22 protein-coding genes are annotated in these 22,977 nt (G+C 69.8%); 5 read left to right on the forward strand and 17 right to left on the reverse strand.

What is annotated here, in order from left to right:
- Window positions 1–108 precede the first annotated feature (108 nt).
- From Pmi06nite_RS32385 to Pmi06nite_RS32430, 10 genes are all read right to left on the reverse strand, one after another.
- Complete coding sequence (locus tag Pmi06nite_RS32385; protein ID WP_203956967.1) at window positions 109–744, reverse strand: HAD family hydrolase; 636 nt, start codon at window positions 742–744, stop codon at window positions 109–111.
- Between the two features lie 51 nt (window positions 745–795).
- Window positions 796–1,302, reverse strand: a complete 507-nt coding sequence (locus tag Pmi06nite_RS32390) for a DUF6912 family protein (RefSeq protein WP_203956968.1) — start codon at window positions 1,300–1,302, stop codon at window positions 796–798.
- A gap of 23 nt (window positions 1,303–1,325) precedes the next feature.
- On the reverse strand, window positions 1,326–1,997 hold the full coding sequence (locus Pmi06nite_RS32395; protein ID WP_239114357.1) for an HAD family hydrolase: 672 nt from the start codon (window positions 1,995–1,997) through the stop codon (window positions 1,326–1,328).
- Between the two features lie 40 nt (window positions 1,998–2,037).
- The gene (nagZ, locus tag Pmi06nite_RS32400) at window positions 2,038–3,354 is read right to left on the reverse strand and encodes a beta-N-acetylhexosaminidase (protein WP_203956969.1); all 1,317 of its coding nucleotides are present in this window, start codon (window positions 3,352–3,354) and stop codon (window positions 2,038–2,040) included.
- Window positions 3,355–3,435: 81 nt separating this feature from the next.
- Window positions 3,436–5,169 carry a phosphoenolpyruvate--protein phosphotransferase gene (gene ptsP / locus Pmi06nite_RS32405; RefSeq protein WP_203956970.1) on the reverse strand — a complete coding sequence of 578 codons (1,734 nt, stop codon included), beginning with the start codon at window positions 5,167–5,169 and terminating at the stop codon, window positions 3,436–3,438.
- A 5-nt stretch (window positions 5,170–5,174) separates the two neighbouring features.
- Window positions 5,175–5,432: an HPr family phosphocarrier protein gene (locus Pmi06nite_RS32410; protein WP_203956971.1), complete on the reverse strand. Its 258-nt coding sequence runs from the start codon at window positions 5,430–5,432 to the stop codon at window positions 5,175–5,177.
- Between the two features lie 21 nt (window positions 5,433–5,453).
- Window positions 5,454–6,101, reverse strand: coding sequence for an HAD family hydrolase (locus Pmi06nite_RS32415; RefSeq protein ID WP_203957047.1), 648 nt, complete (start codon window positions 6,099–6,101; stop codon window positions 5,454–5,456).
- Entirely contained in the window at window positions 6,101–6,547 is a 447-nt protein-coding gene (locus Pmi06nite_RS32420; RefSeq protein ID WP_203956972.1) for a PTS sugar transporter subunit IIA, read from the reverse strand. Before Pmi06nite_RS32420 ends, Pmi06nite_RS32415 begins: the two co-directional genes overlap by 1 nt.
- Before the next feature lie 121 nt (window positions 6,548–6,668).
- The gene (locus Pmi06nite_RS32425; protein ID WP_203956973.1) at window positions 6,669–6,905 is read right to left on the reverse strand and encodes a PTS sugar transporter subunit IIB; all 237 of its coding nucleotides are present in this window, start codon (window positions 6,903–6,905) and stop codon (window positions 6,669–6,671) included.
- A gap of 13 nt (window positions 6,906–6,918) precedes the next feature.
- The gene (locus Pmi06nite_RS32430) at window positions 6,919–7,953 is read right to left on the reverse strand and encodes an SIS domain-containing protein (RefSeq protein WP_203956974.1); all 1,035 of its coding nucleotides are present in this window, start codon (window positions 7,951–7,953) and stop codon (window positions 6,919–6,921) included.
- A 124-nt stretch (window positions 7,954–8,077) separates the two neighbouring features.
- Between Pmi06nite_RS32430 and Pmi06nite_RS32435 the strand changes: the two genes are divergently transcribed.
- The 3 genes from Pmi06nite_RS32435 (at window position 8,078) to Pmi06nite_RS32445 (ending at window position 11,057) form a co-directional block, all read left to right on the forward strand.
- Window positions 8,078–8,845: a GntR family transcriptional regulator gene (locus Pmi06nite_RS32435; protein WP_203956975.1), complete on the forward strand. Its 768-nt coding sequence runs from the start codon at window positions 8,078–8,080 to the stop codon at window positions 8,843–8,845.
- 36 nt (window positions 8,846–8,881) lie between these two features.
- Entirely contained in the window at window positions 8,882–10,219 is a 1,338-nt protein-coding gene (locus Pmi06nite_RS32440) for a PTS transporter subunit EIIC (RefSeq protein WP_203956976.1), read from the forward strand.
- 319 nt (window positions 10,220–10,538) lie between these two features.
- Window positions 10,539–11,057: an Rv3235 family protein gene (locus tag Pmi06nite_RS32445; RefSeq protein ID WP_203956977.1), complete on the forward strand. Its 519-nt coding sequence runs from the start codon at window positions 10,539–10,541 to the stop codon at window positions 11,055–11,057.
- An 82-nt stretch (window positions 11,058–11,139) separates the two neighbouring features.
- On the opposite strand, the gene secA is transcribed toward Pmi06nite_RS32445, so the two are convergent.
- Window positions 11,140–13,941, reverse strand: coding sequence for a preprotein translocase subunit SecA (gene secA, locus Pmi06nite_RS32450; protein ID WP_203956978.1), 2,802 nt, complete (start codon window positions 13,939–13,941; stop codon window positions 11,140–11,142).
- Between the two features lie 214 nt (window positions 13,942–14,155).
- On the opposite strand from secA, the gene Pmi06nite_RS32455 reads away from it, so the two are divergent.
- A complete protein-coding gene (locus tag Pmi06nite_RS32455) occupies window positions 14,156–14,419 on the forward strand; it encodes an HGxxPAAW family protein (RefSeq protein WP_203956979.1) in 264 nt (87 codons plus the stop codon).
- Between the two features lie 68 nt (window positions 14,420–14,487).
- The gene (locus tag Pmi06nite_RS32460) at window positions 14,488–15,729 is read left to right on the forward strand and encodes a winged helix-turn-helix domain-containing protein (RefSeq protein ID WP_239114358.1); all 1,242 of its coding nucleotides are present in this window, start codon (window positions 14,488–14,490) and stop codon (window positions 15,727–15,729) included.
- Here Pmi06nite_RS32460 and Pmi06nite_RS32465 read toward each other — a convergent pair.
- The 6 genes from Pmi06nite_RS32465 to mtrA form a co-directional block, all read right to left on the reverse strand.
- The gene (locus Pmi06nite_RS32465; RefSeq protein ID WP_203956980.1) at window positions 15,722–16,423 is read right to left on the reverse strand and encodes a response regulator; all 702 of its coding nucleotides are present in this window, start codon (window positions 16,421–16,423) and stop codon (window positions 15,722–15,724) included. The genes Pmi06nite_RS32460 and Pmi06nite_RS32465 overlap by 8 nt on opposite strands.
- 128 nt (window positions 16,424–16,551) lie before the next feature.
- Window positions 16,552–17,211 (reverse strand): ribosome hibernation-promoting factor, HPF/YfiA family, encoded by a 660-nt coding sequence (gene hpf / locus Pmi06nite_RS32470; protein ID WP_203956981.1) that lies wholly within the window; start codon window positions 17,209–17,211, stop codon window positions 16,552–16,554.
- 638 nt (window positions 17,212–17,849) lie between these two features.
- Window positions 17,850–18,581: a ComF family protein gene (locus Pmi06nite_RS32475; RefSeq protein ID WP_203956982.1), complete on the reverse strand. Its 732-nt coding sequence runs from the start codon at window positions 18,579–18,581 to the stop codon at window positions 17,850–17,852.
- Between the two features lie 72 nt (window positions 18,582–18,653).
- The gene (locus tag Pmi06nite_RS32480; RefSeq protein WP_203956983.1) at window positions 18,654–20,456 is read right to left on the reverse strand and encodes an LpqB family beta-propeller domain-containing protein; all 1,803 of its coding nucleotides are present in this window, start codon (window positions 20,454–20,456) and stop codon (window positions 18,654–18,656) included.
- Window positions 20,446–22,197, reverse strand: a complete 1,752-nt coding sequence (gene mtrB / locus Pmi06nite_RS32485; RefSeq protein ID WP_203956984.1) for an MtrAB system histidine kinase MtrB — start codon at window positions 22,195–22,197, stop codon at window positions 20,446–20,448. The genes Pmi06nite_RS32480 and mtrB overlap by 11 nt, the downstream gene beginning before the upstream one ends.
- 16 nt (window positions 22,198–22,213) lie before the next feature.
- Complete coding sequence (mtrA, locus tag Pmi06nite_RS32490) at window positions 22,214–22,891, reverse strand: MtrAB system response regulator MtrA (RefSeq protein WP_203885046.1); 678 nt, start codon at window positions 22,889–22,891, stop codon at window positions 22,214–22,216.
- Window positions 22,892–22,977: the final 86 nt, after the last annotated feature.

The following is a 22,977-nucleotide window of genomic DNA, read 5'->3' on the forward strand; positions in this document are numbered from 1 at the left end:
AGCCGCCCGGCCGGTTCTCACACTCCCTGGTCACGCACGAGGTCACCCTGTGAGTCACCTGGTGGGTCGCAGAGGACGGGCGAGAGCCGTCCGCGGACCGCTCCTCGGTCAGACGACCCTGCCGAGGGCGTCGGCCAGCGAGTCGACGACCGGGAAGCCCAGGGCCTCCAGCTCCGACCGTCTGGTCATGCCACCGGTGTAGAGGATCGCCTGCGCGCCGACGTGCTGGGCCGCGTGCCCGTCGTCGACGCTGTCACCGATGACCACCACGGTCTCCGGGTCGAGGCCGAGGGCCCGCAGGTGGGCGACCATGTGCTCGGCCTTGGTGCCACCCGAGGCGGAGCGCAGCCCGTCGACCCGGGCGAAGTGCCCGCCGATGCCGAACTCGCCGACCTTGGGGACCAGCCGGTCATGGGCCCACATGGACAGCAGCGACTGCGTCCGGCCGGAGCCCTCCCACTCCCGGAGGCAGGACTGCGCGTCCTTCGCCAGCTCACAGGCCAGCATGAGCTGGTGGTAGTGCTCGTGGAACGCGACGTCGAGCCGCTCCCACTCGCCCTCGTCGAGCGGACGGCCGAGCATGCGCTCGTAGGCCACCCAGATCGGCCGGGTGTAGACCTCGCGGAAGGAGTCCGCGTCGAAGGGGGCCAGCCCGTAGGGGAGGAAGACCTCGTTGGTGGCCCCGACCACCGCGTCTATGTCGTGGAACAGCGTGCCGTTCCAGTCCCAAACTATGTGTCTCATATCGCTCTAGAGCTTAAGGGCGACCTGTGACAAGTCCGTGAACGTTCCAGGTCAACTCAGCAAGTCGGGGATTTCCTGCGTGGCGTACCACATCAGTTCGTGGTCCTCCGCGCCGTCCACGGCGAACTGCGCGTCGTCGTCCCCGCCGTCGGCGGCGGGCAGCGCGGCGATGGCCGCCTCGACGTCGGCGGCGGCGGACAGGTCGTCGACGTGGATGGACGCGAGCTCGGCGATCGGGACCGACTTCAGCAGGCGCACCCGCGCGCGTTCCTCCAGGTCGGTGCCCATGTTCACGGCGCTGTCGGGAATCTCGGCGGCGACGACGACCCGCCGCGCGGCCACCTCGACGCCGTCCGCGCGATCGGCGGCGAGCATCCGCAGGGAGGCGCGGGCGGCCTCGGTCAGCGCGACGTACTCGAGTTCCTCCGTGTCACCCGAGGCGTACCACTCGACGAGTGCCGGGGTCACGGCATAGCCGGTCAGCGGGGCCGGTCCCAGCTCTCCCGCGGCGACCACCCGGGCCAGTGCGGGGAGCGTGCACGGCAGGTACACGCGCATGTGTTTGTCTACTTCCTCCCGGCTCACGCCCGGAACGGCAGGCTGAAAAGCTGCTCCATCTCGCTGATCGTCGTGACGGCCTCACGGTGATGGACGCCGACGATGCCCAGAGCACGGGCGGCCTCGATGTTGGCCTCGATGTCGTCGATGAACACGCACTGCTGCGGCTCCAGGGCGACCAACTCGAGCGCGTGGTGGAAGATGCGCGGCTCCGGCTTGCGCATGCCGACCTCACCCGAGATGACCACGGCGTCGAAAAGCTCGTCCCAGTCGTCGCGGGGATAGTCGTTGGCCCACGAGTTCGACAACAGGCAGGTGGTGAGCCCGGCCGCGCGGGCCCGCCGCACCATCTCGTTCATCTCCTCGACCGGCTGGAACCCGGCGAACATGCGGGTGAGCAGCCCGTCGGCCTCCGGGGGCACGCCGTCCAGCGTCAGCAGCCGGGCGGCCAGGTCCCGTTCGAACTCGGCGGCCGAGACCTCCCCGCGCTCCAGCGCGTGGATCGGGTTCTCCGCGCCGCCGTCCGCGCCCGTGTCGTACGCGTGCATGACGAGGTCGCGCATGACGTCGCGGTAGTGCACCGAGTCGATCCGGTCGGCCTCGAGCCAGTGGACGATGGAGTCGCCCAGGCTCGTGGTGAGGACACCACCCCAGTCGATCAGAACGCCCTTGAGCACGGCACCTCCCGTTGACACGCGTAACAGGATATGCGGGTCGCCGCCGGGAGCGAACCGTTCAGGCCGCGGACCGCGTGGCCGCCTTGAGCCGCTTGGCGACCTGGAGATGCTCGCTCGACTTCAGCGCACCGGGATCGGTCTCGATCGGGCCGAACACGCCGCGCGCCTTCTTCAGCCGAAGGATGCGCAGAACCGACTCGTCGAGCCGCTGCTCGGTGATGCGCCCTGTATCGACGGCCTTGAGCAGCGCCTTGTACGCCGTGGGGTAGTCGGGCGGCATCAGCAGCACGTCGGCGCCGGCGAGGATCGAGCGCACGGCCACCTCGGCGTCGCCGTACTTCTTCCTGACGCCCGCCATGTCGAGCGCGTCGGTGGTGACCACTCCGTCGAAGCCCAGCTTGTCGCGCAGGAGCCCGGTGAGGATCTTGTGCGAGAGGGTCGCGGGGTCTCCTGAGGGGTCGAGCTTCGGCATCACGACGTGGGCGGTCATGATCGCGTCGACGCCCTGCTTGATCGCCTCGCGGAACGGCGGCGCGTCCAGCTTCTCCCACTGCGCCATCGAGTGCTTGATCACGGGAAGCCCGGTGTGGCTGTCGACCGAGGTGTCTCCATGGCCGGGGAAGTGCTTGGCGACGGTGGCGACGCCCGCGTCGTGGAACCCGTCCACGGCCGCCCCGACCATCGCGGCCACCTTCTGCGGGTCGGACCCGTAGGCCCGGGGACCGATCACCGGATTGTGCGGATTGATGTTGACGTCGGCGACCGGCGCGAAGTCGACGGAGATGCCGAGCGCCTTGAGTTCCTCACCGGTCACCCGTGCGGAGTCGCGCGCGTTGCCGGGATCGCCGGTCGAGCCGATGGCCAGGGCTCCCGGCAGTTCGGTGATCAGCGGGGACAGCCGGGACACGATGCCGTTCTCCTGGTCGACGCCGATCATGAGTGGCGTGTCCGAGGCCTTGCGCAGCCCGGTGGTGAGCGCGGCGACCTGTTTCGCGTCGGAGACGTTGTCCGCCCAGTTGAACAAGATCACACCACCCGGGCGGTACTTCTCGACGACCTCCGCCGGGGTGTCCACGCCATACCTGGCCCGGTTCTCCTTGCGGGCGGAGTCGGCCCGCCCGCCGTATACGACGGCCACCAGCAACTGCCCGATCTTGTCCTCGTCCGTCATCGCGGCCACCGTCGCCTCGAGGTCACCCGGTGACGGCGACGGCGGGGCGCTCACGACCGGGGACCGCGTGAGTGAGGGCGAGGGCACGGCGGGAGACCCGACCGGCGCGGCGGGCGATGACGACGCGGTGGCCCCGAGTCCGGCCGAGCATCCGGTCATCAGGAGAGCCGCCAGACCAACCGCACCAGACCGCAGTTTTAGCATGTCTTTACGTTATCGGCGCTCTCCCGCCAACCGTGCGCGAACGCACATCGGTGACCCCACACGCGGTCGCGGTCGCGACGCTCAGAGCGACAGCGACCCGAGTTCCGGAAGCTCCGCCCGGGCGGCCGTCCTCGCACCTGCGGGCGACGTGGACGACCGGGCGGCCTCGGCGGCCAGCCGGCACTGCTCACGCGTGTGCCGTGCCAGCGCGGCACGCACCAACCCGAGCGCGGGCGCCGACATGGACAGCGAGGTCACCCCCATGCCCACGAGCACGCAGGCGAGGATCGGGTCGGCCGCGGCCTCTCCGCAGACCCCGCATCCCTTGCCCGCGGCCGTGGCCGCCGACGCGGCCATGCCGATGAGGTCGAGCACGGCGGGATGCCACGGATCCTGGAGCGTGGCGACCTCACTGACCTGCCGGTCAGCGGCGAGCGCGTACTGCGTGAGATCGTTCGTCCCGATCGAGAAGAAGTCGACCTCCTCGATCAGGTCGGCGGCCCTGATCGCCGCCGACGGCACCTCGATCATGATCCCCGCGTTCTCCAGCCCCGCCGTACGGCAGGCCTCGGCGAACCACGCGGCCTCCTCGACGGTCGCCACCATCGGGGCCATGATCTCCGCCTTGGCCGCGGTGCCCGCCGCCGCACGGGCGAGAGCGCCGAGCTGAACGGCCATGATGTCCGGATACCGCCGGAACAAGCGGATGCCGCGCTCGCCGAGTGCCGGGTTCGGCTCCTCGCCGGGAGGCGGCAGGAAGGCCAGCGGCTTGTCGGCACCGGCGTCGAGGGTCCTGACCACGACGCGCCCTCCGGGGAACGCGTCGAAAACGGCCCGGTAGGCCTCCTCCTGCTCCTCGGGCGTGGGCGCGGTCTCCCTGTCCAGGAAGAGGAACTCCGTGCGGTAGAGGCCCACTCCCTCGGCCCCCGCCGCCAGCGCGGCCTCGAGGTCGCGCGGGCCGCCGATGTTGGCGAGCAGGGGCACGGCATGGCCGTCCGCGGTCGCGCCGGGTCCGGAGACCGCCGAAAGGACGGCGCGCCTGGCCTCATCGGCGTTCCGCGCCGCGGTGACCTCGTCCTCGTCCGGCGAGAGCCGTACGTGCCCGGACGAGCCGTCGACGAGCACGGCCGCGCCCTGCGCGATGCTGGTCGCACCGGCGCACCCGACGACCGCCGGCACGCCCATCGAACGGGCGAGGATCGCGGTGTGGCTCGTCGGGCCGCCCTGCTCGGTCACGAACGCGGCGACGACGTCCTTGGAGAGCAGAGCCGTGTCCGCGGGGGCCAGGTCCTTGGCGACCAGCACGAACGGCACGGCGGCGCTGGTGGGGACACCGGGCATCGGCAGCCCGGTGAGCAGGGCGATCGCCCGGTCGCGGATGTCGTCGAGGTCGGCGACCCGCTCGCCGAGGTATCCGCCCGCCGCCGAGAGCAGATCCCGATATTTCCCGAAAGCTTCGAAGACGGCCCTGGGCGCGGCGACGCCCTGGTCGATCAGCTGACCCACCTCCACGGCGAGCCCCGGGTCGCGGGCCATCATGGCCTGCGCGCCGAGCACCTCCTCGGCCTCGCCGCCTGCCCGGGCGCCTCTCGACTCCAGGTCGGCGGCCACATCGTCCAGGGCCCGTTCGGCCCGATCCCGCTCAGCCGGCGCGTCACCGTCGTGCCGCGATCCTGCGGCGGGCTCGGGGATGTCTCCCACCACGAGATAGGCGGGGCCGTACCCGGAGCCCGGGCTGACGCCCGTGCCCGTGAGCAGCAGGGGAGCCTGCTCCTGGGACTCCGGGTGGGTGCTCCCGGTCTCGCGCCGGTCCATGGGGATCAGGAGGCCGCGGCGATCTCGGCGAGCCGGTCGAGCACCTCGTCGGCGCCCTCCCCCTCAGCCGAGATGACGATGGACTCGCCCTGCCTGACGTCCAGTGCCAGGACGGACAGGATGCTCTTCGCACTCACCGGCTGGCCGCCGGCCTTCGCGACGGTGACGTCGAACGGCGCCTTCGCCGCGGTCTGCACGAACGTCGCCGCCGGGCGGGCGTGCAAACCCACCTCGGACTCGACACTGACCTTGCGCTCGGCCACGATTTCCTCCTTCAAATGAACCTAATAACGCGGTCTAGACCACCTTATTCCTGTCAAGGGCCAATCAATACCCGACAGATCGCTGATTACCAGATCCGCGTGCGACAGTTCATCGAGACGGTGTGTGGTGGCCACCCCCACGCACGCCATGCCGGCCGCCCGGGCCGCGGCTATCCCCGCCAGCGAGTCCTCGAACGCGACGCACTCGTCGGGCTTGACCTCGAGCCGGGAGGCGGCCTCCAGGAAGCCGGAGGGGTCCGGCTTGCCCACCACGACGTCCTCGGCGGACACGATGGTCTGGACCAGGTCGGCGATCCCCACCTGGGCGAGCCGTTCTCGGGCCCACGCTCGGCCCGCCGACGTGACGAGTCCGATCGCCGAGCCGTGGGCGGCCACCCGGCGCACCAGTTCCGCGGCGCCGGGCACGGGAACGATGTCCGGCAGGCCCGGACGGTCGTGATAGGAGTGCACCTCGTCCAGCAGGGCGCGGACGTCTCCGTCAGGGAAGAACTCGGGGAGCACGTCGGCGCCCCTGCGGCCCATGAACCGCCGCAGCAGCGCCGGGTCGTGTTCCACACCGTGGTTGTCCAGCAACATCGCCCACATGGCGAGGCTGCGGCGCTCGGTGTCGATCAGCGTGCCGTCCAGATCGAACAGGGCCGCCCGCATCACGACCACTGGAAGAGCTCGTCGCCGACGACGATCCGCCCGGAGGCCACGTCACTGATCGACTCGGCCGAGGCGTCCAGCGCCACGACGGGGCAGATGGGAGAGCGGCCACCCGCCTCGATCTCGGCCGGGTTCCAGCCCACGACGGGCTGTCCCGCCTCGACGTGGTCGCCCTCGGCGGCGAGCAGGCGGAAGCCCTCGCCCCTGAGCTGCACCGTGTCGATGCCGAGATGGACCAGGACCCCCCTGCCGTCGGCCCCGACCACCACGTAGGCGTGCGGGTGCAGCTTGACGATCGTCCCGGTGATCGGAGCCACCGCCTGACCCGGTGCCCGCTCGGGATCGATCGCCGTCCCCGGACCCACCATGGCCTGGGAGAACACAGGGTCGGGGACGGCCGCCAGTCCAACGGCCGAGCCCGACATCGGCGCGAGAACAGTCGTCAAGGTGAAGCGCCCTTCCTCCGGCGCGCGACGGCCGGCCCGCCAAGAGCCCGATCGCCGCGACGCGGGCCCGCCCGTGCACGCGAGCCCGGGCGGCCGGCCCGAGCCCGCGTCCACGGCGAGCTCAGCCGATGATGTCCTCGATGTCGCTGGCGATGGTGTCCGCCTCGGGGCCCACCACGACCTGGACGACGTTGCCCGCGGCCATCACGCCGTGTGCGCCGGCCGCCTTGAGGGCCGCCTGGTCGACCTTCGAGGCGTCGTGCACCTCGGTGCGCAGCCGCGTGATGCACGGCTCGATCTCGATGATGTTGTCGGCGCCACCGAGTCCGGCGACGATCGCCTCGGCGTCTGCGGCCATGGGGGTTCTCCGTTCAGTCGGTCTGGGTGACCTTGTTCAGACCACGGGGTGCATCCGGGTCGATACCGAGCCTGCGCGCGAGCGCCTCGGTCAGCAACTGTCCCGGAACGATGAGTCCCAGCGGGGCCACCCACTCCGGCAGATCGGGGCCGTTCAGCGCGGCGGTGGACGCGGCGGCCAGTTCGGTGCCGCCACCGACGCCGAAGGCCGAGGCGCCCGCGCCCGTGACGCGCTGGGCGAGGGCGACCGTGCCCGCGAGCGTCGGGCCCTCGCCCGCCGCCACCAGGATCGCCGGGGTGTCCTCGTCGACGACCGCGATCGGGCCGTGCAGCAGGTCGGCGTAGGACAGGCCCATGGCGTGCAGGTAGCACGCCTCCTTGAGCTTGAGCGCGAGCTCCAACGCCGTCGAGAAGGCCAGGCCACGGCCCGAGACGACCACCCCCGGCTTGTCGGCGAGCCCGTCGACGACGGCCTGCAGATCACCGGGGTCGGAGATCAGCTTCTCCACCGCGTCGGGAACTCGCCGCAGGTCGTCCGGGTCGACGTCGGCTCCGAGGCCCAGGGCCAGCACGGCCAGTGCGGCGAGTTGGGTGGTGTAGGTCTTGGTGGCGGGAACCGCCTTCTCCTCACCCGCCAGCGTGCACAGCGCGAGGTCGGCGACCTGGGCCAGCGGCGAGTTCTCGCCGCCGTTGGTGATGGCGACGGTCTTCGCCCCGCAGGCCTTCGCCCACTCGATGGTCTCGACGATCTCCTCGGTGCGGCCGGACTGGGAAAGCCCCACGGCCAGCACGCCCTCGAGATCGAGCTTGCGGCGGTAGGTCGTGGCGATGGAGGGAGCTCCGAGCGCCGACAACCGGCCCGCCCGGGCCTCGATCAGGTACCGGCCGTAGACCGCGGCGTTGTCCGAGGTGCCGCGCGCGACGAACAACGTCTGACGGGTGTCCTGCGCCAGCGCCTGGACCTCAGCGGTGCGGGGCAGCAGGGCGTCGATCGTCGCCCGCAACGCCGCCGGCTGCTCGGCGATCTCGCTGCGCATCTTCGTCGTCATCCGGTGCTCATCCTCGTTGGCGAATGGGGCCGTTATCGATCCGACGCCGGCCCGTTCATTGACACATATTTCCGGCCTATGGTCTAGTCCGGACTAGACCAGTAAGAACCTTAACTTATTTCACATGATCAGAACGAGAGGGGAGGGATCAGTGGCGCAGATCGATCCGGACAGCCCGGTGCCGAAGTACTTCCAGCTGAGAGAGATCGTGCTCGACCTCATCGAAAGCAACGAGCTGCCGATCGGCGCGGCGATCCCCTCAGAACGAGAGCTCTGCCAGCGTTTCGGCCTGTCGCGCATGACGGTACGGCAGGCCGTCGACCACCTGGTGTCGGAGGGCCGCCTGCACCGGGTCCCCGGCAAGGGCACGTTCGTCGCACGTCCGAAGATCGAACTCGCACTCCAGCTCACCTCCTTCAGTGACGACATGCGGGCACGCGGCATGGAGCCGGGCTCCCGCGACCTGGACCGACGTGTGGTCCGGGCCAGCGCGCATCTGGCACGGGAACTCGGCATACAGCCGGGAGACTCCGTGCACTTCATCGAGCGGTTGCGCACGGCGGACGGGGAACCGCTGAGCATCGAACGCGCCCACATCCCGGTCGTGCTCGCACCCGATCTCGATGACTACGACCTGTCCGGCCGATCCCTGTACGCCCTGCTCGAGTCCCGCTACGGACTCGTGCTGGACGCCGGGGAGCTCACCATCGACGGCGGTATCGCCGATCCGAGTGACGCCGACCTGCTCAAACTGCCCCGCGGAGGGGCCGTGCTGCTTCTGCAGCGCCGGTCCTACGCCGGCGGGGTATGCGCCGAACTCGGGGTCTCCACCTACCGTGCCGACCGCTACCAGCTACGGACTCTCCTCGAGATCCCCACCCGACGCTCTTAGCGGTCTCCTCCCGCACCCCCACTCCTGGAGGAAACCATGTCATCCTCGTCCGCAGACGCGGGCCTGCCCGCCGCCCCAGCGCGCCAGTCCCCCGTGATGGCCGTCCTGTCCCGCATCGGCCGCTCGCTCATGCTCCCGATCGCGTCCCTGGCGGCCGCGTCGCTGTTCCTGCGCGCCGGTCAGGGCGACCTGCTCGGCCGTACGGACAACAAGACGCTCGACACGATCGCCGATCTGGTGGGCGGCGCGGGCGCCGCGCTCTTCGACGCGCTGCCGCTGCTGTTCGCCGTCGGTGTGGCCGTCGGCTTCGCCCGCAGGTCCGACGGCTCGACCGCGGTCGCCGCCGTGGTCGGCTACCTCGTCTGGGACCGGGTCACGCACCTGATGTTCTTCGACGTCTCCTCGGCCGACTCCGCGGTCCACGCGCAGGTGTCTCAGAAGGTCGTGGGCGCGGACGGCAACGCCACCGAAGTGATCAACCTCGCCTCGGCCAACCCCACCCGTGTACTGGGTGGCATCCTCATCGGCCTCACGGCGGCTCTCCTGTGGCAGAGGTTCTACCGCATCAAGCTGCCGGCCTGGCTCGCCTTCTTCGGCGGCCGGCGATTCGTGCCGATCATCACCGCTGCCGCCGCGCTCGTCCTCGCCGTCATCTTCGGCCTGATCTGGCAGCCCATCGGTGAGGGCCTCAGCAGCTTCGGCGACTGGCTGGCCGACAACTCCACGGCCGGCGCCGGCATCTACGGCGTGGTCAACCGGGCGCTGATCCCCTTCGGCCTGCACCACTTCGTCAACTCGATCGTCTGGTTCACCGTGCCCGATTGCACCGTGGGCGCGACCCAGGCCGCGGGCGACCTGAACTGCTACTTCGCCGGCCAGGACGGCGCGGGCGCGTTCATGGCGGGCTTCTTCCCGGTCATGATGTTCGGCCTGCCCGCTGCGGCCCTCGCCATGTGGCGCACCGCCCTCCCCCACCGCCGTGCGGCGGTCGGCTCCATCATGATCTCGGCGGCGCTGATCTCCTTCGTCACCGGCATCACCGAGCCGATCGAGTTCGCGTTCATCTTCGTCGCCCCCGTGCTGTTCGCGGCGCACGCTCTGCTCACCGGCATCTCGATGGCGGTGGTCGCGGCGCTCGACGGCAGGCTGGGCTTCGGCTTCTCGGCGGGCGCCATCGACGCCGGGTTGAACGCGTCGAAGGACAACACCCACAACTTCCTGCTGATCATGGTGATCGGCGTCATCTACTTCTTCGTCTACTACGGGGTGTTCACCTTCTTGATCAAGAAGCTGAACCTCAAGACCCCCGGCCGCGAGCCGGAGCCCGACGTGGACGCCGGAGAGACCGCCGAGACCGCTCCCAGTCGCACCTGACCCACCCTCGCAGTACCCCGCACCTCCCTCTCGGGGCACGTATCGGGGAAAGGGGCGCCCGGCGATCCTGGGCGCCCCTTCTGCGTTTCACCGTAGTTCGGGTTGGTCTCACCGTGGTTCCGGTCGCCGGTAAACGCCCGGTCCCGGGATCCGTAACGGCCGGGCACCGCCCGCCTCATCACCCAACCCGCAGGAATCTTCTCCCGTGAACGACCCCATAGCGACCTCTTGATCGGCAAAGTTGGCGGCCACTGTATCAGCGCGGCGGACCGGAATCTCTATTAGTCGTCAGGTCAGACGACGACAAGGGAGTCCCCCGATGCCCAAGCCGATCCCCCTGCCGAGGCTCGCCTCAGTCCCCCCGGCGGACCCTCCGTACGACGACGAGCGCGGCCCGTACGCGGGCCCTCCGGCCACGTACGGCTCGCTCGCCCTGGCCCGCGAGCCCCATGTGCACGGGGAGCACCCGGAGGACGGGGAGCACGGCACGGCCGGCGCACGTGGCGGGCTCATCGTCGCCCCGAGGGGATCGGCGCCGGACGAGCGGCGCCTGCGCGGCCTGGGCCAGGCGATGGCCGAGATCCTCTCCGGGCGCCGGCCGCCGGAGGCGGTCCAGAACCGGCTGTCGGAGCGGGCCTACCGCGGGCTGGTCAGAGCCGGGAAGATGATCGACACTCAGCGGCCGCCGATGGTCGGGCTGCCCCACGTGCAGCAGCCCGTCGAGGGGGTCGTCGAGATGTGCGTGCTCGTCCATTGCGGGGAGCGCAGCCGTGTGCTGGCCCTACGCCTCGAGCGCTTCGGCGTGCAGTGGCTGGTCACCGACTTCGAGACCGCCTGAAGCCCTCCCGGGAGTCGTGGAGACCGTCCGGGAACGACGAACCCCCGCCGGGACCTGCCCGGCGGGGGTTCGTCGCAGTGCGTCAGGCCTGGGCGTTCCGGGGATCGCCGTGGCAGCGCTTGAACTTCTTGCCCGAACCGCAGGGGCAGGGCGCGTTGCGCTCGACGTTGCCGTACGCCGCACGCTGCTCCGGCGTGGAGCGGACGCGGCTGACCTCCACCTCGCCGCTCTCACCCGGTGCGGAGTAGACCATCTCCGCGGGGCGGGCGGGTCCGCGCAGGGCCTGGGCGATGATGGCCCCGGCCTCGGTGACCGCCACGTCCTCCTCGGCGTTCTCCTCCACGATCGGGTTCGACCGCACCTGCACCTCGAGGTTGAACAGGAAGCCGACCGACTCCTCCTTGATGCCGTCGAGCATCGCGGAGAACATCTCGAAGCCCTCACGCTGGTACTCGATCAGCGGGTCCTTCTGGGCATAGGCGCGCATGCCGATGCCCTCCTGGAGGTAGTCCATCTCGTAGAGGTGCTCGCGCCACTTCCGGTCCAGGACGTGGAGGATGACCTGCCGCTCGAGGTCGCGAAGGGGCTCGGAGCCGATCTCCTCCTCACGCCGGCCGTAGGACGCCAGCGCGTCCTCCCGGATCTTCTCGGCGAGGAAGTCGGCGGTCAGGTCCTCGCGCTCGCCGCCCGCCTCCTGAACGAGCCCGTCGACGGTCACCGAGATCGGGTAGAGCTTCCTGAAGGCGTCCCAGAGCTTGTCGAGGTCCCACTCCTCCGCGAACCCCTCACCGGTCGCCGCCTTGACGTAGTCGTCGGTCACGTCGGTGACGAACGTGCGCATCTGGTCGTGGAGGTCTGCGCCCTCCAGCACGCGGACGCGCTCGCCGTAGATCACCTTGCGCTGGCGGTTCATCACCTCGTCGTACTTGAGGAGGTTCTTGCGGATCTCGAAGTTCTGCTGCTCGACCTGGTGCTGGGCGGAGGCGATGGCCTTCGACACGATGCCGGACTCGATCGGGACGTCGTCCGGGATGTTGAGCCGTGTCATGATCATCTCGACCCGGGCCGAGTTGAACAGGCGCATCAGGTCGTCCTCGAGGGACAGGTAGAACCGGGACTCGCCCGGGTCGCCCTGCCGGCCGGAACGGCCGCGCAACTGGTTGTCGATACGGCGCGACTCGTGCCGCTCGGTGCCCAGGACGTAGAGACCGCCGGCGGCGACGACCTCCTCGTGCTCGGCCTTGACGTCGTCCTTGGCCTTCTCCAGAGCCTCGGGCCAGGCCTTCTCGTACTCCTCGGGAGTCTCGGAGGGCGACAGGCCGCGCTGCTGCAACTCGAGGTCGGCGCGGAACTCGGGGTTGCCTCCGAGCATGATGTCGGTGCCGCGGCCCGCCATGTTGGTGGCCACCGTCACGGCGTGCTTGCGGCCCGCCTCGGCGATGATCGCGGCCTCACGCGCGTGGTTCTTCGCGTTGAGCACCTCGTGCGGCACGCCCTGGCGCTTGAGCATCCGGGAGAGCTTCTCCGACTTCTCCACGCTCGTCGTGCCGACCAGGACCGGCTGGCCGTTCTCGTACCGCTCCTTGATGTCGTCGACGCAAGCCTGGAACTTGGCGTCCTCGCTCTTGTAGACCACGTCCGCCTGGTCCTTGCGGATCATCGGCCGGTTGGTCGGGATCGGGACGACGCCCAGCTTGTACGTCTGGTGGAACTCGTTGGCCTCCGTCGCCGCCGTACCGGTCATGCCGGAGAGCTTGGAGTAGAGGCGGAAGTAGTTCTGCAGCGTGATCGTGGCGAGAGTCTGGTTCTCGTCCTTGATGTGCACGCCTTCCTTGGCCTCGATGGCCTGGTGCATGCCCTCGTTGTACCGGCGGCCGTGCAGCACGCGGCCGGTGAACTCGTCGACGATGAGCACTTCGCCGTCGACGACGATGTAGTCCTTGTCCTTCTTGAACAGTTCCTTCGCCTTGATGGCGTTGTTGAGGAACTGCACGAGATGGGTGTGCTCGGGCTTGTACAGGTTGTCGATGCCGAGGACGTCCTCGACGCGGTCGACACCGGACTCCAGGACGCCGACCGTGCGCTTCTTCTCGTCGACGACGTAGTCGCCGCTGCCCTCCTCGCCGTCCTTGCCCTCGACGCCGCGCCGCAGCCTCGGGACGATCTTGGCGAACTCGGTGTACCACTTGCCCGACTGCTCGCCGGGACCCGAGATGATCAGCGGCGTGCGCGCCTCGTCGATGAGGATCGAGTCGACCTCGTCCACGACCGCGAAGTTGTGCCCGCGCTGGACGCACTCCTCCTGCTGCTGGGCCATGTTGTCGCGGAGGTAGTCGAAGCCGAACTCGTTGTTCGTCCCGTAGGTGATGTCCGCGTTGTACTGCCTGCGCCGCTCGTCGGGCGCCATGTTGGCGAGGATCACGCCGACCTCGAGGCCCAGGAAGCGGTGGACGCGGCCCATGGTCTCCGCGTCACGCTTGGCCAGGTAGTCGTTGACCGTGATGACGTGGACGCCCTTTCCGGACAGGGCGTTGAGATAGGCGGGCAACGTACAGGTCAGGGTCTTGCCCTCACCGGTGCGCATCTCGGCGATGTTGCCGAGATGCAGGTTGGCGCCACCCATGATCTGCACGTCGAAGTGCCGCTGGCCGAGAACCCGGCGGGCGGCCTCGCGCACCGTGGCGAAGGCCTCCGGCATCAGGTCGTCGAGCGACTCCCCGTCCGCGTGACGCTGTTTGTACTCTGCCGTGAGCGCCCGCAGCTCCGCGTCCGACATACTCGTGAAGTCGTCTTCAATGGAGTTGACCTGCTCGGCGACGCGCTTGAGCTTACGCAGCGTCTTGCCTTCGCCCGCGCGAAGGATCTTGTCAAGAATTGCAGGCACTTTCGTGAGCTCCTCGCAGGTCTACCTCGGGGATCGGCCGGGGTGTGAGGACGAGATACTTCCCCGTTGCCATCGTAGGCCGTTCCATCACCAGACACAGCCACCGGCAACCGGACGGAGCGGCGCGTCATCGGTCGCTTGTTTTCAACGGAAAAACGGCATCTCAGGTTCCCCCAATGTGCGGACCGAGACGTTCATCAGGTAGAAATCGGGTATGGCAGAGAGCGCACATCAAGGCAGCCACGGCGGAAGCGCCAAGTCCTGGCTGGCGGTCACCGTGATCCTGATCGGCTTCACGGTCGGCGGGGTGGCCCTCACCATCGGTCCCGACTGGTTCCTCTTCTGGGTCGGCGTGGGAATCGTCGCGATCGGCGGGCTGCTCGCCCTGGCGTTCGACATCTTCTCCGACGTGATCGTCGACGCGCCCCGCGACATGCCGGCGCTGGAGCACCACTCGCCCTTCGAGCAACGGCACTGATCACCCGTCTCAAACGGCCGAAACCGCTGTAGGCGTTTTGTCGGTCACACCATCTAGCATCTCCAGGTGTGACCGACCTGACCGCCGACGAGGCCCGCCGCATCATCCTGCGAGCCCAGGGCTTCCTCGGCGCCGGCTCGCGGACAGGCGGGGTGCCCGCCATGCTCCGGCGGGTGGGCGCCGTCCAGCTTGACACCATCTCCGTGCTCGCCCGCTCGCACGAGCTGATCGCCTACGCGAGGCTCGGCGCCGTCGGCCGATCCGCGATCGAGCGGGCCTACTGGCACAACCCGGCGCGGGCCTTCGAATACTGGTGCCACGCCGCCTGCATCCTCCCGCTGGAGGACTGGCCCCTGTACGGCTTCCGCCGCCGGGCCTACCGTGATCGCCGGTTCCGCTGGCACGAGGTGCCGCCCATCGTCGACAAGGTCCTCGAGCAGGTCCGCGCCGACGGCCCCCTCACCACCGGCGACATCGGCGGCGCTCGGATCGACCCGCGCGCCTCGGGCGCGACGGAGCCGGCCGGGTGGTGGGACTGGTCCGACACCAAGATCGCCATTGAGTTCCTGCTGGACATCGGCGAGGTCGTCTGCACCCGGCGGGTCGGCTGGCGACGGGTCTACGACCTGGCCGAACGGGTGATCCCCGAAGAGCTTCTCGCCGACGACCTGCCCGACGCGGAGGGTGTGACGGGCCTCACCCGGATCGCCGGGCGCGCCCTCGGCGTGGCGACCCGGGCCGACCTCGTCGACTTCACCCGGGTCAAGGGCAAGTACGCCGCGCTGCTGGACGACGCCCTCCTGAGCGGGGCCGCCGGCCTCGTGCCCGTGCACGTCGCGGGGTGGCCCTTACCGCGGGCCGGGCGTGGCGCGCCGACCTCGACCGCCGTCCCGAACGCCTGGGCCGACCCCGCCGCGCTGGAGTCCGAACCGCGGGGCCGCCACCGCACGACGCTGCTGTCCCCGTTCGACTCGCTCGTCTGGGAGCGTGCGCGCGCCGAGCGGATCTTCGGGCTGAACCACCGCCTGGAGGCCTACGTGCCGAAGGACAAGCGGATCCACGGCTACTTCGCGATGCCGGTGCTCGCCGGCGGCCGGATCATCGGCCGGGTCGACCCGGCGCGGGAGGGGACCACCCTGATCGCCCGCCAGGTGGGATTCGAGCCAGGTGGCAGCCCCGCCAAGACCGTCGCCGCGATGAGCGACGCCCTCTGGGAGGCGGCGAGCTGGGTGGGGTGCACGGACGTGCGAGTCGAGCGGGTGAGCTCACCCGCTCTCGAGGCGCCCCTGCGCGCCGAGCTGGCTAGGTGATCTCCAGGAGACGCTCGCGCACGGCGTAGACGACCGCCTCCATGCGGGAGTGGAGCTGGAGCTTCTCGAGGATGTTGCGGACGTGGTTCTTCACCGTGTTCTCGGAGATGAACAGGTCCTTGGCGATCTCCCGGTTGTTCATGCCCTTGGCGACCAGCCGGAGGACCTCCATCTCCCGGTCGGTCAGCCGGGGCACCGGCAGCTGCGGCGGCCGCTCCGCCTCCTTGCGGCTCATGTTCGCGAACTCGCTGATCAGCTTGGCCGCCATCGCCGGGTTGATCAGCGACTGCCCCTCGTGCACGCCGCGAACCGCGTCGGGCACCTCGTCGATCTGGACATCCTTGAGCAGGTAACCGGTGGCGCCCGCCTTGATCGCCTCGAAGAGGTCCTCCTCCTCGTCGCTGACCGTGAGCATGATGATCCGCGTGCTCGGCACGGACTCCTTGATGCTCCGGGTCGCCCCGATCCCGTCCTGCCGCGGCATGCGGACATCCATCAGGACGACGTCAGGCAGGAGACGATCGGCCATGCCGACCGCCTCCTGCCCGTCGCTCGCCTCGCCGACCACCTCGATGTCCGGCTCCGCGGCCAGGGCCAGCTCCAGGCTGCGACGGATCAGCGCATGATCGTCAACGATCATCACGCGGATCGGCTCACGACCGGATGCTCTGGCCGCCTCGTCGGGTCGGGTCACGGAACCTCCTTGCGGGGGCCAAGGACGCTGGATCGCCATCATTACACGGGTTTCGCGCTCAGTGCTGATCTTCGTCATGCCGGATGCGCAGATCCGTGGATTCCGCACGGGTGGTCTACGGGCGACGACTAGCTCTCGATGAGCCTCAGCACGCCGTAGTCGTAGCCTCGCCGCCGGTAGACGACGCTGGGCTGGCCGCCTTCCTTGTCGCGGAACAGATAGAAGTCATGGCCGACGAGTTCCATCTCCAGGAGCGCCTGCTCGATCGTCATGGGATCGGCCTCGTGGAACTTCTCACGGACGACGAGCGGCCCGTCGCCGTCCATCTCGATGGGAACGACCGCCTCGGCGGGGCTGCGCCGCTCCTGCGCGTACTCGACTCGGGCCGGCGGCTCCGTTCGACTGAGCGCCTCGGCCGCTTCCAGTCCCCCTTCGCCCATGAAGGCCGTGATCTCGGCCAGCGACGGCGGGCAGTTCTTGCCATGGTGGATCTTGCGCCGGTCGCCGAGCCTGCGGAGGCGCTCGACCAGCTTCCCGAGCGCGATGTCCAGTGCGGCGAATCGGTCATCCGCATCCGCTTCCGCGCGGATTGCCGGACCACGCGAGTGGATGGTCAGCTCCACCCGTTCTCTTTGTCCACTGACGCGGTTGCCGGCCTCCTTGGAGACCTCGACATCCACGCGTATCAGCTTGTTGTTCAGTCGCTCGATCCTGGCCAGCTTGGTAGTCGCATGATCGCGGAATCGGTCACTCACTTGCGTGTGCCGTCCCTTGACGATGATGTCCACACAAAGCCCCCCTTCGCATATCGACTGTGGCTCTGCGGCACCCGTCCGTCCGACCTGGTCTTCGTCCCCACATCCGCCTGCTGAGGGGTTCGCAGCTCAGTTGCCACTACTGCCCTTCTCCTCTTGCGGGGGACATCTGGACCCCCGGGAAGGCAGGACTTACCTCTAAGCCGCACCGTGATCAGTCGACCAAGAGTCGCCTTACGTGGACCGTTTCGCCTGCGGCTGGCATCGGCTAGCCAGACCGATCCCCTGACGGGGAGAGGCCCGGTGCAACCACGGACCCGGACGGGTGCCATGTCTGCACGCTAGTCCCTAGCGGCCCGAATGTCAGCCAGGAGATCCGCGAAACGATCACTGCCCGTGATGTCGCTGCGCGCCGACGCACCGCCGGAGACGATCACGGGATCGTGGAATCCCCGCGCGCGGCGCGCTCCGTCATCCAGGTGAGCTGGCCGGACCTCCGGGGCGGGTCACACAGGTATGTCCTGGCGGTCAGCATGAGAATTGGCCAACCTTTACTCTCCGTTACAAAGAGAGACTTGACGGTCCCGGCGTGTCGCGGTTCGCTCCGGCCGTAAGCCGTCGGGCGGCATGTCGGACGCCATGGGGTGAACGCATGACGTCCGGCGGACGGATCAGCGTCGGGGCGCCGCCGTACGACCGGTTCCTGACGGCCGATTGGAGGTCGCCGACCGCCGGGAGGTCGCCGCGACCGTGATCGCCAGAGCGGCGGGAGCGCCGGCGGCGCTGAGCACCCGCGCGGCCTCGGCCAGCGTCGCGCCCGTCGTGACGATGTCGTCGACCAGTAGGACGCGGGCGTGCCCGAGCGGGCCGAGGCCGCCGCCCACGACGCCGAAGGCTCCCGACAGGTTCCGGGCGCGCTGGGCGGACCCGAGCCCGGCCTGGTCGGCCACCCGCCTCTCCTGCCTCAGCACCGGTGTCACGGTCGCCCGGAGGCCACTTTCACGGAGACGGGCCGCGGCCGCGGAGGCGAGCGCCCGTACAGGGTCGTGCCCGCGCCTACGTGAGGCCGCTCGCGCACTGGGGACCGGAACCAGTGCCATCGGGCCCCTCCCCCCGCCGACGGCCGCCAGGGCCGCTACGGCCACGGCGGCGAGGCTCGTCCCCAGCACCGGCGCGAGAGCCGTACGGCCGCGCTCCTTGTAGGCGAGCACCATGCGCCGGGCCGCGCCGTCGTAGCCCGTCGCCGACCAGCACGGCGGCAGACCGGGCGGCGCCGGCTCAGGAGAGCGGGCGGCGGGAGCCCTGACAAGCTCAGCGATGCACGAACGGCACGCCGTGGACCCCGCTTCGCCGCAACCGGCGCAGCGGGCGGGAAGGATCAGGTCGACGAGCGCCGCGAGCACGGGGTCACCCTGCCAGCCGCCACCGACAGACTCGGCGCGGCCCCGCGGACGGCCACGGCCACCGGCCTGGGCTCAGCCGAGGGGATAGACCGGATCGGTGGCGCCGTTCTTCGCGATGACGCCCCAGGCCTTCTTGTCGACGTTGTAGGTCCGGACCTCGCCATCGGAGCCGGCCAGCACGTGGTCAGGCGGCGCACCGACGATGGACCCGATCTCGGCCTGCGCGTCCAGCTTGATCGCGGCGTCGGGGACCTCCATGCCCTCCATGACCGACCACGTGGACAACTCCTGGCCGCCCTTCCCCTTGGAGAGCACGAGCAGGCTCGCCGCGTCCTGCCAGGCGATGTCCACGATGTCCTGGTCGGTGCGGGCATCGAGCCTCTGGACGTTGGTGATCGTGGCCTCGCCTCCGGACCTGACGATCGTCCCGATCTCGACTGCTTCGCCGTTGGCGTCCTGTGTGATCGCCGCGACGCGGGCGCCGTCGCGGGACACGCGAAGCGCCAGGACGCGGCTTTCCGCCAGTCCCTTGCCGATGACGGTGACGCGACCGGCCTGGCCCGAGATCGCCCGCCAGATCTGCGTCTCGTGGTCGCCGACCCGTTCCGCCGTCCAGACGGCGCCGTATCGGTCCCATGAGGGCGGAGTCAGATCCTCGGTCTTGCCCTCGATCCATCGTTGCCACTGACCGCCGACCGCGGTGCTGGTCACCCAGATCCCCTCGTCGCCGACGAGCGCGGCGACCTGGGGCGGGGAGTCCACGGACACCGCCGGCTTGTCGAAGCTCGCACCCTGCGCGCCCGCCGCCCCGCCCACCGGTTCGCCGCCCTTCTCCTTCGCCCGGAACAGCTTCCCGTCCTGCATGTAGTACTGCTGCGGCTGGGACGGCAGGACATTGGGGTCGAACCGCGAGTAGTCCCGGGGGTTGAACCGAAGGGGTGTTCCCCGGAAAGGCTCCCCGTCGACCCGGATCTCGACGGTCCTGCCCGTGACCAGGTCGCCCAGCGTCCACGTGAGCTGTGCCTTCATCGCCTCGATGCGGTCATCGGGGACCGACTCCACCGGGGACGTGAAGTCGACCACGACCGTGTCCCCCTCGACGGTGATCTGATTGAGATCGGTCCCGTCGGGGAAGGCGCTGGTGACGGAGTCCCTTATCGAGGCCGTCGGACCGGCGAGCAGCCTGCGGACCAGCGTCTCCGGCACGCCGGTGCCGGGGTTGATCGGCACCCACACACGGTCGACGACGAGCCCCACCGCCTGGGTGGCAGGAGGGTAGTAGAGGTCGACCTGCCGGTAGTCGCGCTTGAGGTCGTCGGTCGACAGCAGTCGGGCGTCGGGCGGCGCCTCGATCCGCCACTGCGCACCGCTCGCCCTGGCCAGGGTGAACTGCTGGGCGACCACCCCCGAGGCCGGCGTGTACCGCCCCTCGGAGTCGATGGTGGCCACCGCCGTGCCCTTGAGGGTGACCGTCGTGTCCTTGGCGTCCTTGAGGTCCTGGCCCGACAGGCCCTCCGGCACGAGCTTGGTCTCGAAGACCGTCGTCTGCCGCCAGGGGTTCCACTTCTGGGCGGCCGTTTCCGTGAGGTACTGCCGCGCGACGGCGAGCGTCGGGTCGTCGAAACTGGCCATCGCGGCCTGGAAGCCCTTGACGATGTCCTCAGGAGAGGCGTCCTTGCGGGGCGGCGTCGCGATCATGCGGACGTACGGCTGGTTGAGCGTGTCCCTGCTGTTGTCCTCTTCCGCGGCACGTGGGCTGCCGGTCGTGGGCACGACGGCGCACGCGTTGGCCGCGGCGACCACGACGAGGGCCATCGCCGCGAAGGCCGTGCCCCGGCCGCGCCGCCCTCGGGATCGGGTGCCGTCAGTCCACATCGAAACCGCCCGCGTCGGCGTTCTCGAGCGACCGCGCGCCGACCTCCGCGACCGCCGGGGACATGACCGGGGTGACATGACCGCGCCACGCGCGCCGGATCTCGACCTCGGGCGGCACCAGCGGGAGCGGGGAGCCGCGCAGGTCGGAACCCGCCAGCCGCGGCAGCGACAACCGGAACTGCGTCCCCTCCCCCGGCGACCCCCAGGCCTGGAGCCATCCGCCGTGCAACATCGCGTCCTCACGGGAGATCGCCAGACCGAGTCCGGTGCCGCCGATCGTGCGCGCACGTGACGGGTCGCCCCGCCAGAAGCGGTCGAAGACCAGGTTCTCCTCTCCCGGTTTCAGCCCGACGCCGTGATCGCGTACGGCCACGGCCACCGCGTCCCGGTCGGCTCCGAGAGTGACGACGATGTCCCTGCCCTCGCCGTGCTCGATGGCGTTGAACAGCAGGTTGCGCAGGATGCGCTCCACCCTGCGGCTGTCCACCTCGGCCATGCAGTGCTCACTGGGAAGCCTGAGCTCGAACCTGGTGGCCTGCCGCTCGGCGAGCGCCTCGGAGTCGCCGACCGCGCGCAGGACGACGTCGCGCATGTCGACGGACTCGACGTCGAGGGTGGCCGCGCCCGCGTCGTACCTGCTGATCTCGAGCAGGTCGGCGAGCATCGACTCGAAACGCTCGAGTTGGTTCTGCATGAGCTCGGCCGACCGGGCGGCCGCCGGATCGAAGTCCTCCCTGCTCTCGTAGAGCAGGTCGGCGGCCATCCGCACGGTGGTCAACGGGGTGCGCAGTTCGTGGGACACGTCGGAGACGAACTGCCGCTGGACCTGGGACAACTCCTCGAGCTGATGGATCTTCACGGCCAGGTTGGACGCCATCTCGTTGAAGGACGTGGCCAGCCGCGCGAGGTCGTCTTCTCCCCGGACCTTGAGCCGCTCCTCCAGCCGTCCGGCCGCGAGGCGCTCCGCCGCCTGGCGGGCGAGCCGTACCGGGGTGACCACCTGGCGGGTGACCAGGTAGGCGATCGCGGCGAGGAGCATGACGAGCGCGACACCCACGCCGATCAACACCCGCTGCACCGCGAGCAGCGTCGTCTCCTCCGCGCCGAGCGGGAACAGGTGGTAGATCTCGTAGGTGCCGTTGACCCTGCCCCCGATGGCGAGGCCGCTCTCGGGTGACTTCGTCCCCAGGTAGCGCAGGGTCACCGGCTGGGTGAAGAGGACGCCCTCCTCGCTCGCCTGGACCTTGGCCCGCAACCTCGCGGGGATGCTCCCGTAATCGATCTTCCCTGAGGCCCGGCCGTCGCCGATGCCGCCCTCGTTGAAGACGACCACGTCGTAGCGGCCGCCGGATCTCTCCGTGAGGGCCGAGACGGCGGCGTCGACCGGATTGGCGACCTGGCCGCCCGACCCGCCCTCCGGAGACGCGTCGGCCACCTCGGCGGACTGGGGAGCCAGGTATCCGCTCGCCGTGGCGATGTTGGCCCTCGACTCCTCCACCGCCGCCAGTTCGCGGCTCTTGAGGACAGACGTCGCGATCGACTGCATGAGGAACACGCCGAGCACCGCCACCACGGCCATCGAGATGACCAGCGTGCTCGTGACCACCCTCAACTGGAGCGAGCGTCGCCAGACGCGCCGCACCCTCCCGGCGGCACGCCGGGCGCGCCTGCGGACCCCCCGCGCTATCTGGCGCAGGGTCCTGCGGCGAGGCTTCTTCTTCGCCGGGGCCGGGGCGGGCATCGTCGGAGCCCGGGCGTCAGGCCGGTCCGGCCTTGTAGCCCACGCCGCGGACCGTCACCACGATCTCCGGGTGCTCGGGGTCCTTCTCGATCTTGGCGCGGAGCCGCTGGACGTGCACGTTGACCAGCCGGGTGTCGGCGGCGTGCCGGTAGCCCCAGACCTGCTCCAGGAGCACCTCGCGGGTGAACACCTGGCGCGGCTTGCGAGCCAGCGCGACCAGGAGGTCGAACTCGAGCGGCGTGAGGTTGATCGTCTCGTCGGCCCGCTTCACCGAGTGGCCGGCGACGTCGATGGTGATGTCGCCGATCTGGAGGATCTCGGGCGTCGGCTCGTCCGTACGGCGGAGCCGAGCGCGGACACGGGCGACGAGTTCCTTGGGCTTGAACGGCTTGACGATGTAGTCGTCGGCGCCCGACTCCAGACCGAGCACCACATCGATGGTGTCGCTCTTGGCGGTCAGCATGACGATCGGCACACCCGACTCGGCGCGGATCCTGCGGCACACGTCGATGCCGTCGGCGCCGGGCAGCATGAGGTCGAGGAGCACCAGGTCGGGCCTGGTGTCGCGGAACGCGTCAAGCGCCTTGTCGCCGTCCGCGACGAACGACGGCTCGAACCCCTCCCCGCGCAAGACGATGCCGAGCATCTCGGCGAGAGCGGCGTCGTCGTCGACGACCAGCACACGACCTTTCATGGCCCCTCATTCGTTCTGCACTACCGGGAGATTTGGGCGTTTGTCACGGGTTCATCCGAAGGTTACCGGTGGCTGCCACTTACGTG

The organism is Planotetraspora mira, from assembly GCF_016863275.1.
GTDB lineage: Bacteria > Actinomycetota > Actinomycetes > Streptosporangiales > Streptosporangiaceae > Planotetraspora > Planotetraspora mira.

What these genes read in the sequence shown, in the direction of transcription:
- ptsP (WP_203956970.1), bottom strand. Translation starts at nt 5,169, where the DNA reads ATGGACCGGCGCGAGACCGGGAGCACCCACCCGGAGTCCCAGGAGCAG.
- Pmi06nite_RS32385 (WP_203956967.1), bottom strand. Translation starts at nt 744, where the DNA reads ATGAGACACATAGTTTGGGACTGGAACGGCACGCTGTTCCACGACATA.
- nagZ (WP_203956969.1), bottom strand. Translation starts at nt 3,354, where the DNA reads ATGCTAAAACTGCGGTCTGGTGCGGTTGGTCTGGCGGCTCTCCTGATG.
- Pmi06nite_RS32415 (WP_203957047.1), bottom strand. Translation starts at nt 6,101, where the DNA reads ATGCGGGCGGCCCTGTTCGATCTGGACGGCACGCTGATCGACACCGAG.
- Pmi06nite_RS32425 (WP_203956973.1), bottom strand. Translation starts at nt 6,905, where the DNA reads ATGGCCGCAGACGCCGAGGCGATCGTCGCCGGACTCGGTGGCGCCGAC.
- Pmi06nite_RS32430 (WP_203956974.1), bottom strand. Translation starts at nt 7,953, where the DNA reads ATGACGACGAAGATGCGCAGCGAGATCGCCGAGCAGCCGGCGGCGTTG.
- Pmi06nite_RS32480 (WP_203956983.1), bottom strand. Translation starts at nt 20,456, where the DNA reads ATGTGGACTGACGGCACCCGATCCCGAGGGCGGCGCGGCCGGGGCACG.
- mtrA (WP_203885046.1), bottom strand. Translation starts at nt 22,891, where the DNA reads ATGAAAGGTCGTGTGCTGGTCGTCGACGACGACGCCGCTCTCGCCGAG.
- Pmi06nite_RS32435 (WP_203956975.1), top strand. Translation starts at nt 8,078, where the DNA reads ATGATCAGAACGAGAGGGGAGGGATCAGTGGCGCAGATCGATCCGGAC.
- mtrB (WP_203956984.1), bottom strand. Translation starts at nt 22,197, where the DNA reads ATGCCCGCCCCGGCCCCGGCGAAGAAGAAGCCTCGCCGCAGGACCCTG.
- Pmi06nite_RS32445 (WP_203956977.1), top strand. Translation starts at nt 10,539, where the DNA reads ATGCCCAAGCCGATCCCCCTGCCGAGGCTCGCCTCAGTCCCCCCGGCG.
- Pmi06nite_RS32455 (WP_203956979.1), top strand. Translation starts at nt 14,156, where the DNA reads ATGGCAGAGAGCGCACATCAAGGCAGCCACGGCGGAAGCGCCAAGTCC.
- Pmi06nite_RS32440 (WP_203956976.1), top strand. Translation starts at nt 8,882, where the DNA reads ATGTCATCCTCGTCCGCAGACGCGGGCCTGCCCGCCGCCCCAGCGCGC.
- Pmi06nite_RS32390 (WP_203956968.1), bottom strand. Translation starts at nt 1,302, where the DNA reads ATGCGCGTGTACCTGCCGTGCACGCTCCCCGCACTGGCCCGGGTGGTC.